The organism is Rhodobacter viridis, from assembly GCF_003217355.1.
Lineage (GTDB): Bacteria > Pseudomonadota > Alphaproteobacteria > Rhodobacterales > Rhodobacteraceae > Rhodobacter > Rhodobacter viridis.
The window spans coordinates 68,904-80,716 of the sequence record NZ_QJTK01000010.1 but is presented as its reverse complement, the minus strand read 5'-3'; the positions used below and the strand labels follow the sequence as shown (position 1 = coordinate 80,716).

General features: G+C 65.9%; 12 protein-coding genes. 8 read left to right on the top strand and 4 right to left on the bottom strand.

Annotated elements, in window-relative coordinates:
* Position 1 precedes the first annotated feature (1 nt).
* From pgeF to C8J30_RS13055, 3 genes are all read left to right on the top strand, one after another.
* Positions 2–763, top strand: coding sequence for a peptidoglycan editing factor PgeF (gene pgeF / locus C8J30_RS13060; protein ID WP_110806291.1), 762 nt, complete (start codon positions 2–4; stop codon positions 761–763).
* Positions 764–986: 223 nt separating this feature from the next.
* A complete protein-coding gene (locus C8J30_RS18675; RefSeq protein ID WP_181420872.1) occupies positions 987–1,157 on the top strand; it encodes a hypothetical protein in 171 nt (56 codons plus the stop codon).
* Positions 1,158–1,472: 315 nt separating this feature from the next.
* A complete protein-coding gene (locus tag C8J30_RS13055; protein ID WP_110806290.1) occupies positions 1,473–2,288 on the top strand; it encodes a Hint domain-containing protein in 816 nt (271 codons plus the stop codon).
* A gap of 222 nt (positions 2,289–2,510) precedes the next feature.
* On the opposite strand, the gene C8J30_RS13050 is transcribed toward C8J30_RS13055, so the two are convergent.
* Both C8J30_RS13050 and C8J30_RS13045 read right to left on the bottom strand, forming a co-directional pair.
* A complete protein-coding gene (locus C8J30_RS13050) occupies positions 2,511–3,686 on the bottom strand; it encodes a dipeptidase (protein ID WP_110806289.1) in 1,176 nt (391 codons plus the stop codon).
* 64 nt (positions 3,687–3,750) lie between these two features.
* Complete coding sequence (locus C8J30_RS13045; protein WP_110806288.1) at positions 3,751–5,589, bottom strand: M3 family oligoendopeptidase; 1,839 nt, start codon at positions 5,587–5,589, stop codon at positions 3,751–3,753.
* Positions 5,590–5,791: 202 nt separating this feature from the next.
* Here C8J30_RS13045 and C8J30_RS13040 point away from each other — a divergent pair, with 202 nt between their 5' ends.
* Genes C8J30_RS13040 through C8J30_RS13025 form a run of 4 tightly spaced genes read left to right on the top strand, consistent with a single transcriptional unit; the run spans position 5,792 to position 9,725 of the window.
* Positions 5,792–7,204 carry a circularly permuted type 2 ATP-grasp protein gene (locus tag C8J30_RS13040; RefSeq protein WP_110806287.1) on the top strand — a complete coding sequence of 471 codons (1,413 nt, stop codon included), beginning with the start codon at positions 5,792–5,794 and terminating at the stop codon, positions 7,202–7,204.
* 4 nt (positions 7,205–7,208) lie between these two features.
* A complete protein-coding gene (locus C8J30_RS13035; RefSeq protein WP_110806286.1) occupies positions 7,209–8,162 on the top strand; it encodes an alpha-E domain-containing protein in 954 nt (317 codons plus the stop codon).
* Entirely contained in the window at positions 8,159–8,971 is an 813-nt protein-coding gene (locus C8J30_RS13030) for a transglutaminase family protein (RefSeq protein ID WP_110806285.1), read from the top strand. Before C8J30_RS13035 ends, C8J30_RS13030 begins: the two co-directional genes overlap by 4 nt.
* A 28-nt stretch (positions 8,972–8,999) precedes the next feature.
* Positions 9,000–9,725 (top strand): proteasome-type protease, encoded by a 726-nt coding sequence (locus C8J30_RS13025; RefSeq protein WP_110806329.1) that lies wholly within the window; start codon positions 9,000–9,002, stop codon positions 9,723–9,725.
* Between the two features lie 235 nt (positions 9,726–9,960).
* On the opposite strand, the gene C8J30_RS13020 is transcribed toward C8J30_RS13025, so the two are convergent.
* Positions 9,961–10,899: an alpha/beta hydrolase gene (locus tag C8J30_RS13020; protein ID WP_245909810.1), complete on the bottom strand. Its 939-nt coding sequence runs from the start codon at positions 10,897–10,899 to the stop codon at positions 9,961–9,963.
* On the bottom strand, positions 10,896–11,183 hold the full coding sequence (locus tag C8J30_RS13015; protein ID WP_110806284.1) for an SCP2 sterol-binding domain-containing protein: 288 nt from the start codon (positions 11,181–11,183) through the stop codon (positions 10,896–10,898). Before C8J30_RS13015 ends, C8J30_RS13020 begins: the two co-directional genes overlap by 4 nt.
* Before the next feature lie 63 nt (positions 11,184–11,246).
* On the opposite strand from C8J30_RS13015, the gene C8J30_RS13010 reads away from it, so the two are divergent.
* Positions 11,247–11,807, top strand: coding sequence for a tetratricopeptide repeat protein (locus C8J30_RS13010; protein ID WP_110806283.1), 561 nt, complete (start codon positions 11,247–11,249; stop codon positions 11,805–11,807).
* Positions 11,808–11,813: the final 6 nt, after the last annotated feature.

Here is an 11,813-nt window from a genome sequence, read left to right as displayed (position 1 = left end):
CATGCCCACGACGCTCGAAATCCTGACCTCGCCCGCCCTCAAGGATGTGAAGCACGGTTTCTTCACCCGAAAGGGCGGGGCGTCCTCCGGTATCTTCTCGGGGCTGAACTGCGGCCACGGCTCCTCGGATCAGACCGAGGCGGTGGCGCTGAACCGGTCGCGCGTGGCGACGGCGATGGGGGTGGCGCCCGCGGCGCTGGTGGGGGTCAATCAGATCCATTCCGCCGATGTGCTGGTGGTGCACGAGGTTCCCGCCCAGATCCTGCGCGCCGATGCGCTGGTGACGAAGCGGCCGGGGCTGGTGCTGAGCGTGCTGACGGCGGATTGCCAGCCGGTGCTCTTTGCCGATGTGGCGGCCGGGGTGGTGGGCGCGGCGCATGCGGGCTGGCGCGGCAGCCATGACGGCGTGCTCGAGGCGACGCTCGACGCGATGGAGGGGCTGGGGGCAGAACGCGCGCGGATCACCGCGGTGATCGGGCCCTGCATCTCGCAGCGCGCCTATGAGGTCGGGCATGACTTCATGGAGAATTTCCTGATCGACGATCCGCAGGCGGCACGCTTCTTCGCTGGCGGGCCCGCGGGCAAGCCGATGTTCGACCTGCCGGCCTATGGGCTTGCGCGGCTGCGCGCGGCGGGCGTCGGCCATGCGGAATGGACGCGCCATTGCACCTATTCCGACCCCGCGCGGTTCTATTCCTTCCGCCGCACCACCCATGCGGGCGAGGCCGATTACGGTCGCCTGATCTCGGCGATTCGTCTCTGATCCTGTAGCTTCGGCCATAGGCTGACCCGGATTGTGGCGAAATCCGTGCTGAAAGGGGCGTTAACCCTTTCTTTTCTGCTCCTGCGCAACAATCGGTGCCACAATTCCGCCCGTCGGCGGCGCAGGAATGCACCCTTGGTGCCAAATCGCTGCCGTATTGCGGGGGGAAAAGGAAACAACCGGGCGACGTCACGCGTCGGTCCCGAAACCGCAGGAGAGCAGAATGACCCTGAAATCAACGCCGCGCTGGATGAAGACGGCTCTTGAGGGCGCCGCCAAGACCACTGTGGCGATGCCGTGGCAACGTGGGGCCCATCGGGCCGAGATGCTGGCACGGCGCAAGGGATCGGTGGCGCAAGCCCCTGTGAAGCGTCCGTCGGTCGCGGCCTGCTGAGAATGTCCCCAAATCTTGTCTGACCCCCATCCGGGGGCGGGTCATGCACCTTTCGGGTGTGGGGCCCGTTGGTCTGCAAGGGCCGGGGGCTGCCACCCCCGGCCAAGGACCGGGTGATTCGAACCAATTGCGGCGGAATCTGGGCACTGTTGCCCGATCCGCCCCAAGTTGCGCCGCACGAAGCCGGATTGGGTTTCCGGCGTTCAGCAATTCTTCACGAAATTTGACGCGCGCTGACCGGTTGGGCAATCTGTCGGGGTCTTTCTGCATTCGGTGGGGGCCGTCGCAGATGTGACCAGACCGGAAGGCTGTGCCATGTCGATTACCCACCGGCTCGGGGCCGGGCAGTCTGTGCTGCCCGTCGTCCGCAGCGACCATCCCGCCGGGGTTCCCGCGCGCAAGCCGCCCGTTCCGGTGGCGAAAAGCCTGCGGGCGATGCCGCTCACCCGGCGTTACGAGGCCTGCTGGTTGACGCCGGACGGCACGATCATGGACAGCACGCGCCTTGCGCCCGCCACGCCGCTTTTCGAGGAAGCCTTCTCGGCGCTTGCGCGGGGCTCGGTGATCCTGACCGAAGACGGGCCGGTTGCGGTCGAGGATCTTCTGCCCGGCCAGCGCGTCCTGACCGCCGAGGGCCGGTCGGAGCGGGTGACCTGGATCGGCTCGATGGTGATCTATCCCGGCGCCGAAAACGGCCGCGATCTGGAGGAACAGGTCAGCCTGACCCGGATCACCGCCGAGGCCTTCGGGGCGGGGCGACCGTTGCTTGATGTGGTGCTCGGCCCGCGGGCGCGGCTTTGCCTGCGCGATCCGCGACTGCGCCGGGTGTCGGGGCTGGAAGCGGCCTATGTGCCCGCGCGCGCCTTCATCGACGGGATCAGCGTGATCGAGGTCACCCCCTCGACGCCGGTCACGGTCTATCACGCGGTTCTGGAACACCACGGCTCGATCCGGGTGGCCGGGCTCGAGGTCGAGGCGTTTCACCCCGGAGAGGGCGTGGAGCGGATGATCGATCCGCGCATGCTCTCGCTCTTCGAGGCGCAATTTCCGCAGATCGCGAGCTTGGCCGAACTCGGCCCTCCGGCCCATCCCCGGCTGACCCGGTTCGAAGTCGAAAGTCTCTGGGACTGAACAACGAGGGGCTTTCGCCCCGGCAAGCCGGGGCGACCCACGGGGGGCTCCGCCCCCCGCACCCCCCGGCGTATTTTGCCAAGGAAAACTGGGCGCGGGGAAGCGATCCGGTGTCGGACGAAAACGAGATCGGTTTTCCTTGGCAAAATACGCATCTTGGGGGTCCGGGGGCAAAGCCCCCGGCGGGTCGCCGCGCGACAGCGCGGCGAAATCCTCTTGTGCCTATTGCGGCAGGGTTTCGCGCAGGACGCGCACCATGTTGCCGCCCATCACCTTGGCGATCGTCGGCTCGCTCAGCCCGGCATCGATGAGCGCCTGCGTCAGCGCGGCAAGCTCCGCGCTGTCGAATTGCGTTTCCACCGCGCCGTCGAAATCCGAGCCGAGCGCGACGTGATCCTCGCCCACAAGCGCCACGGCGGCGGCGATCGACCTTGCCACGCCCGCGGGCGTCGCATCGCAGGTCACCTCGGCCCAGTCGCCGATGCCGATCACACCGCCCTTCGCGGCAATCTCCTGCATCAGCGCATCCGGGAAGTTGCGCTTCACCGGGCAGACCCCGTGAATACCGCCATGGCTGACGATCGGGCGCGTGCCCTCCATCGCCAGAACGTCCTTTGCCATCTGTTCCGAGGCATGGGCGAGGTCGATCACCATATGCTTTTGCACCATCGCCGCGACCACCTGCCGCCCGAAAGGCGTCAGCCCGGCGTCGTCCTCGCCATGCAGCGAGCCGCCAAGTTCGTTGTCGAAGAAATGCGTCAGCCCGATCAGCCGGAACCCGGCATCATAGAGCCGATCCAGATTTTCGATCTCGCCTTCGAGCGCATGGCCGCCCTCGGCGCCAAGGAGCCCGGCCACGGTCTCGGCTCCCTTGGCCCGCGCCGCCAGCACGCGGTCGAGATCGGCCACACTGCGCACGACCACCAGTTGATCGGGCGCCTTGTCGGCCATCGCGGCCAGCCGTGCCGCCTGATCCAGCGCGCGCTCGGTCAGGCTGAACCAGGTCTGCACCGGCCGCAGTTGCCCGAAGACCAGCAACGTGATGTTGTCCCGCGCCCCCGCGGCGTTATGCTCGTAATTCATCCCGGCGGGGGTTTTCGTCACCGTGGTGAAGACCTGCACCGCCACATTGCCTGCCCGCAGCCGCGGCAGATCGACATGGCCGCGGTCCGAGCGCGTCAGCAGATCGCGGTCCCACAAGAGCGCATCGGAATGCCAATCGCCGATGGTGAGCGTCTTGTGCAGCGCCGCCGCGCGCTCCGAGACCGGCCAGGGATCATGCGGCACGACCCGGTTTTGTCCCTTTTCGACGATCCCGGGGGCGAAGGCGAAGAACGCCCCCGCCGCCAGGATGACGGCCCCGCCAAGCCCCATTGCGATGCGTTTGCCCCAGCCCATGCGATCCCTCCCGTTTCGAGAAGGCTAGCAGGGCCGGGCGCAGGCGCAAAGCTCGGACGTGGGGTCAGGCTTCCATCGCCTCCAGCTCGTCGATGAAGCCAGCGATCATGCTCAGACCCTTGTCCCAGAACGCCGGGTCCGAGGCATCCAGACCAAAGGGGGCCAGCAGATCCTTGTGGTGCTTCGAGCCGCCCGCTTCCAGCATCTCGAAATACTTCGTCTGGAAGTCGGGCAGGCCGGCCGCATAGGTCGCGTAAAGCGCATTCACCAGCCCGTCGCCGAAGGCATAGGCATAGACGTAGAACGGCGAATGCACGAAATGCGGGATATAGGTCCAGAAGGTCTCGTAGCCCGGCATGAATTCGAACACCGGGCCAAGGCTTTCGGCCTGCACCGACATCCAGAGTGCGTTGATATCCTCGGGCGTCAGCTCGCCCGTCGCACGCGCGGCATGTAGCTTGCATTCGAAATCGTAAAACGCGATCTGCCGCACGACGGTGTTGATCATGTCCTCGACCTTGCCCGCGAGCAGTTGCTTGCGCTCGGCGGGGGTCTTGGCGGCATCGAGCAGCGCGCGGAAGGTCAGCATCTCGCCAAAGACCGAAGCCGTTTCGGCAAGCGTCAGGGGGGTATCCGAGAGCATCGGACCCTGACCCGCCGCCAGCACCTGATGCACACCGTGGCCCAGTTCATGCGCCAAGGTCATCACGTCGCGCGGTTTGCCAAGGTAGTTCAGCATCACATAGGGGTGCACGGTGGTGACGGTCGGATGCGCGAAAGCCCCCGGCGCCTTGCCCGGCTTCACCCCGGCGTCGATCCAGCCTTTGTCAAAGAACGGCTGCGCGATCTCGGCCATGCGCGGCGAAAAGGCCCCATAGGCGCCCAGAACCGTCGCCTTCGCCTCGTCCCAGAGGATCTTGCGCGGGGTCTCGGTCGGCAGGGGGGCGTTGCGGTCCCAGACCTGCAGCTTCTCCAGCCCCAGCCATTTCGCCTTCAGCGCATAATAGCGATGCGAGAGCCGCGGATAGGCGGCGACGACCGCATTGCGCAGCGCCTCGACCACCTCGGGCTCGACATGGTTCGACAGGTGCCGCCCCAGCTGCGGCGTCGGCATCTTGCGCCAGCGATCCTCGATTTCCTTTTCCTTCGCGAGCGTGTTGTGCACGCGGGCAAAGAGCTTGACGTTCTCGCCAAAGACCCGGGCGAGTTCACGCGCCGCGGCCTCGCGCTTGCCCCGGTCATGATCGCTCATCAGCGTCGTCGTGGCTTCAAGGCTGAGCGTCTCGCCCGCGACGGTGAATTCCAGCGCCGCGGTGGTTTCGTCAAACAGCCGGTTCCACGCAGCCGCGCCGACAACGGACTGATCGTGCAGAAACTTTTCCAGCTCGTCCGAGAGCTGATAGGGCTTCATCGCCCGCATCCGGTCGAAGACCGGCTTGAAGCGGGCGACGCGCGGATCGGCAAAGACGGCCTCGTACTGCGCATCCTCGATCCGGTTGAATTCGAGGCTGAAGAAGACCAGCGGCGTGGTGAAGGTGGTGATCTTGTCGCCCGCATCGGACATGAACTTGGCGCGCTCGCCATCGACCGTGTTCTGATAATAGCGCAGCCCCGCATAGGACATGATCCGCCCGGCCGTGGTCTCGATCGCTTCGTGCCGCGCGATGCACTCGGCCATTCCGGCCGCATCGAGCGCGGCCAGCTTGCCCTCGTAGTCGCGGGCGAAAGCGGCGCATTCGGTTTCGAGCCAGGCCATGTCGCGGGCGAATTCCGGCGCATCGGGGGCGGTGTAAAGATCGCTCAGGTCCCAGTCGGGCAGGGCGCCGAAGTCACCGGCCCCTCCCTGCGCGGGCGCGGCATCGAACAGGGCGGCGGAAACGGGGGCGCAAAAACGGCGGATCATGGCGTTCTCCTTGGTGTCCGTTCACAGATAGGGGCAGGGCAGGGGCCGTGCAAGCCGGGTCCGGATCGTTGATTTGCTGCAATATTGTGCAAACGCACAGCGATCGGGCGGCTCTTTCGCGCTTTCTGGCCTCTTTCGTGCTGCAGCGCTTCCGCTTCCTCCGCGCCCTGCCTAGGATTCAATCAGGGCGAGGGAATCACGCATGACGACTTATTTCAACGAAATGTACGAGGGCGGCCAGGTCCGCGAGCCCTATGCGCGGCTTGAAGACTGGACCAAGGCGATGCCCGCCGCATTGCGCGCAATGAAACAGGCCGAGGCAGAGGCGCTTTTCCGCCGCATCGGCATCACCTTCGCGGTCTATGGCGAGGGGGGCGATCCGGACCGGCTCATCCCCTTCGACATGTTTCCCCGCGTCTTCACGCAAGCCGAATGGCGCAAGCTCGAACGTGGCATCAAGCAACGCGCGCGGGCGCTGAACGCGTTCCTGCTCGACGTTTACGGCCGCGCCGAGATCGTCCGCGCGGGCAAGATCCCGGCGCGGATGGTGTTTCAGAACGAGGCCTTCGAGCGCGCCGTGGCGGGCTTCACGCCGCCGCGCGGCATCTATTCCCATATCGTCGGCATCGACATCGTGCGGACGGGGGCGGACGAATTCTTCGTGCTCGAAGACAACTGCCGTACGCCCTCGGGCGTCAGCTACATGCTGGAAAACCGCGAAATCATGATGCGGATGTTCCCGCAGCTGTTTCGCGAAAACCGCATCGAGCCGGTCGATGGTTATTCCGATGCGCTGCGCCGCACGCTCGCCTCGGTGGCGCCGGCGAAATGCGAACGCGAGCCGACGATCGCCATCCTGACCCCCGGTCACTACAACAGCGCCTATTACGAACACAGTTTCCTGGCCGATCTGATGGGTGTCGAACTGGTCGAGGGCGCCGATCTGTTTGTCGAGGGCGGCTTCGTCTGGATGCGCACGACCGAGGGGCCGAAGAAGCTCGACGTGATCTATCGGCGCATCGACGACGCCTTCCTGGACCCGCTCTGCTTCCGCCCCGATTCCATGCTGGGCATTCCGGGGTTGATGGATGTCTACCGCTCCGGCGGGGTCTCGATCTGCTCGGCGCCGGGGGCGGGCGTGGCCGATGACAAGGCGGTCTATACCTTTGTGCCGGAGATGATACGCTTCTATCTTGGCGAAGAGCCGCTTTTGAACAACGTCCCCACATGGCAATGCGCCAAGCCCGACGAATGCAAATATGTCCTTGAAAACCTGGGCGAACTGGTCGTGAAAGAGGTGCATGGCTCGGGCGGCTACGGCATGCTTGTCGGGCCGAAATCGACCAAGGATCAGATCGAGACGTTCCGCGCCAAGATCGAGGCGCATCCGGAAAACTATATCGCGCAGCCGACGCTGGCGCTGTCTGCCACGCCGACCTTTGTCGAGGAAGGCATCGCACCGCGGCACGTCGATCTGCGGCCCTATTGCCTTGTCGGCGAGAAAATCGAACTGGTGCCGGGCGGCCTGACCCGCGTCGCGCTGAAGGAGGGATCGCTGGTCGTGAACTCCTCGCAGGGTGGCGGCGTCAAGGACACCTGGGTTTTGGCGGAGTAAAAGCATGCTGAGCCGGACCGCTGACAACCTGTTCTGGATTGCGCGTTACATCGAACGCGCGGAAACCATGGCGCGCCTGCTGGAAGTGGGCGCCCGCATCGCGCTGATGCCCTCGGCCGGGCATGGCTATCGCAGCGAGTGGGAGAGCCTGTTGCAGGCCTCTGGCACCTCGGTCGGCTTTGCCGAGAAATATGGCGACCCGGTGCAGCGCAACATCGAAAGCTATCTGTTCTTTGATCGCGACAACCCGAGTTCTGTCGCGAGCTGCATCGAGCGCGCGCGGGAAAATGCCCGCATCGTGCGCACGGCGCTGACCTCGCAGGTCTGGGACGCGCTGAATGGTGCGTTTCAGGAGATGCGCCAGCTCGAGCGCAAGCCGCGGTCCGAAATGGAGCTGACCGAACTCACCGAATGGGTGATGCGGCAGGCGGCGCTGGTGCGGGGCGCGATCGACGCGACGCTTCTGCGCAACGACGGCTATGCCTTCCTGAACCTCGGCTTCGCGCTCGAACGGGCCGACAACACCGCGCGGCTGATCGACGTGAAATATTACGTCCTGCTGCCCTCGGTCGATTTCATCGGCTCCGGCCTTGATAATTACCAGTGGCAGACGCTGCTGCGCGCGCTGTCCGCGCATCGCGCCTTTCACTGGGCTTACGGCGGCGAGATCACCGCGGCGAAGATCGCGCATTTCCTGATCCTGAACCCGCAATCGCCCCGCTCGCTGGTGGCGACCGTCACCATGGCGATGGACAATCTGGATGCGCTGGCACGGGGCTACCACAAATCCGGCGCGGCGCAGATGCGGGCGCGCTCGCTTGTGGGCGAGATCGCCGAAACCCGCGTCGAGGAAATCTTCGACGAAGGCCTGCATGAATTCCTGACCCGCTTCATCCGCGATGTCGGCGAATTGTCCGACATGGTGCAGGCGGCTTACCTGAGCGGAGAAGCGCGATGATCCTGACGGTCCATCACGTCACCACCTATGATTACGACGCGCCGATGCGCGGGGCCGTGCAGTCGCTGCGGCTGTTTCCGTCGCGCTTTGACGGTCAGCGCACGATCCGCTGGGATGTCGAGGTGCAGGGCGGCATTCGCGGCGGCAATTTCCGCGACGGCGCGGGCGACAAGGTCGAAGGCTGGTCGCTGCGCGGCCCGGTGACCGAGGTGACGATTTCCGCCATCGGGCAGGTCGAGACCACCGACACCGCGGGCGTGCTGCGCGGCCACCGCGAGATCGTCTCGCCCTTCGCCTATCTGCGCGAAACCTCGGCCACCTGGATCGACCACGCCCTGCGCGATCTGGCCGAAGCCGCGGCGACGGGCACGAAAGACCCGCTCGACCGGGCGCATCGGTTGTCGCGCGCGGTCAGTGACGCCATCGCCTATCGCCCCGGCACGACGCATGCCCACACCACCGCCGCCGAGGCGCTTTCGCAGGGCGAGGGGGTCTGTCAGGATCACGCCCATGCGCTGATCGCCTCGGCCCGCGCCGTGGGGATGCCCGCGCGCTATGTCTCGGGCTATCTTTTCGCCCGCGAGGATGGCGAGCCGCACGAGGCCGCCCATGCCTGGGCCGAGATCTGGGTCGAGACCATCGGCTGGATCGGCTTCGATCCGGCCAATGAATGCTGCCCCGATTCGCGCTATATCCGCATCGGCTCGGGTCTGGATGCGCGCGAGGCGGCGCCGATCAAGGGTGTCGCACAGGGCGATGGCTCGGAACGGCTAGATGTCACTGTTGCCTTGGAAGCGGTGCAACAATAAGGTTTACGCCTGCTTTTCTGGGGGAATGATGACCTATTGCGTGGGCCTGCTGCTGGATCGGGGCATGGTGCTTCTGTCCGACACCCGCACCAATGCGGGGCTGGACAACATTGCGACCTATCGCAAGATGTTCGTCTTCGAGGACCCGGGCGAGCGGGTGGTGACGATCCTCACCGCGGGCTCGCTCTCGGTGACGCAAACCACGATCGCGCGGCTGCGCGAGGCGATCGAGCATCCCGAAACCAGTGCCGACACCTCGATCATGCAGGCGCCGACGATGCTCGCCGTGGCCGAGATCATCGGCAACACGCTCGCCTCGGTGCGGCAGGACATCGACCACAAGATGAATGCGTCGAAGGTCACGGTGTCGGCCTCGATGATCGTCGCCGGGCAGCGCAAGGGCGGCGCGATGCGGATGTTCCTGGTCTACCCCGAGGGCAATTTCATCGAGGCGACCGAGGACACGCCGTTCCTGCAGATCGGCGAGCACAAATACGGCAAGCCGATTCTGGACCGGGTGGTGCGGCCGGGGACGTCTTTGGAAGACGCGCAAAAGGCGGTGCTTTTGTCGATGGATTCGACGCTGCGCTCGAACCTGTCCGTCGGCATGCCGCTGGATCTCGCGGTGATCGAGCGTGACGCCTGCAAGGTCGGTCTGCGCAAGCGGATCGAAAAGGACGATGCGCAATTCTCGGCGATGTCGCAGGCCTGGTCCGAGGCCCTGCGCGACGGGTTTTCCAGGATCACGCTCTGAGGTCATCCCCACTGCCATGACCGAGGCCATCGCCGAGGTCACGCGCCACACTGGCCCCGCGACCGCCGGGGGCCCCAAAGGCCGCCGGCCAGCGCCCGCCCCGCCCATGGCGGGCGCTTCTCGCCCGCCGGGGCAGGCGCCGGCCTCTGCTGTGCTTGGGAAAACGGTCTTTTGACTTCGGTGGCGCTGCGGGCGGGGAAAGGCGATGCCTTTCCTGCTCCGCCCGGGTGGCCGGTCAGCCCCGATGGGCGTCAAACAGCGCGGCGCAGGCGTCATAGAACCGCGCCCGCATCGCGGGGCCTTCCATCATCACCTCGTGCTCGGCGCCGTCGTAAAGCGCCAGTTGCCCCTGCGGCCAGCTGCCCATGCGGGTGCGGATCGGCTCCTTCGGCACGATCCGTTCGCGCGTGCCAAGCGCGCAATAGCAGGGCAGATCGGGCGCGGGCAGGGCGGTCAAGGCCTCGCATTCGAGCACCGCTTCCGCGACCCAGTGCAGGCAGGCGCCCGCAATCGCAAGACCCGGCGCCTTTGCCACCTGCCGCAGCAGCATCGACCACATGTCGGGATCGCTGGTCAGGAAATTGTCGTGAAACCCCGCGCGATGCACGAAGCTCACCGGCCCCCAGCCGGGCGCATAGGTCAGTGCGAGCGGGCTGCCCCCGGTCATCCGCGCGAGCGGCCCCCCGAAAGGCTTGATCACCCGAGGCAGGCCCACGCCCCACATCGGCGCGGAAAAGGCAACGGCGGCAAAGGGATGCGCCCCCATCAGACGGCGCAATGCGATCGTGCCGCCCATCGAATGCGCGAGCACGACCCAGGGCCGCGGCAGATCGAGACGCGCCGCCGCCGCCAGCATCGCATCGACATCGCGCTGATAATCGCTGAAGGCGCCGACATAGCCCTTGACCGGATCGTCGATCAGACGGTCCGATAGCCCCTGTCCGCGCCAGTCGATCACCAGCGTGCTGTAGCCGCGGCCTGCCAGATCGGCCGCCGCAGGCCCGTATTTTTCCGCATATTCGGCCCGGCCCTGAAACAGGAACACCGTGCCCTTCGCCCCCCCGCCCCAAAGCGTCAGCCGCAGCCGCACGCCATCGGCGGCGGTCAGCCACCAGGCCTGACCGCCTTCGGGCCCCTCGGCCAGATCCGCGTGAAGGGGGGCTTCCTCGATCACGAGAGCGCGGAGCCCAGCTGCATCGCCACGCCCATCGCGCCGTCGATCTTCAGCTTGCCCGACATGAAGGCCATGGTCGGGTTGACCGTGCCCTCGATCATGCCGCGGAACGTGTCGGTGTCGGAGGTCAGCGTGACCTCGGCCGCGTCATCGCCCGCGCGCACGCCATCGGGGTCGCAGATGATGCTGCCCTCGCCCTCGATGACGAATTTTGCCGTGGACGAAAAGCCGTTCGGCAGCTTGGCCGCCAGTTGTTCCACGGCTTTTTCGATGACTTTGCTCATGTTGCCTCCGATTGTGAACGCCGCCCCCTCGATTTTCGCGGCATATGGGTTAGAGTTCCGTATATGCGGGCGCTTTCGATCAGAGACAAATGTATCGTTGCGGCAGTTGCCGTATTCGTCAACCTCGGTTTTCCGGCCTGGGCCGAGACCACGGGGCTGGAACGGCAGTTTTCCGAACTGGCCGATCCCGCCTACGAGGGCTGGCAGACGGCCGAATCGGATATCCGCCGCGCCTGGTCGCGGTCGGGGTCCTCGACGATGGATCTGCTTTTGAAGCGCGGCGAAGAGGCGATGGATGCGGGCGATCTGCCCGCGGCGATCGAGCATCTGACCGCGCTGACCGATCACGCCCCCGATTTCCCCGAGGGCTGGAACGCCCGCGCGACCGCCTATTACATGGCGGGCGAGCTTGGCCCCTCGATGGCCGATATCGCGCAGGTGCTGAAGCTCGAGCCGCGGCACTGGGGCGCCCTGGCGGGTCTCGGCATGATTTTCGCCGACATGGGCGACAAAGCCCGCGCGTTGGCGGCCTTTCGCGCCTCTTTCGCCTTGAACCCGCATCAGCAGGATGTGAAGGATTCGATCACACGGCTGGAAAAGGAGCTTGCGGGCATCACCTTGTGAGCCTGC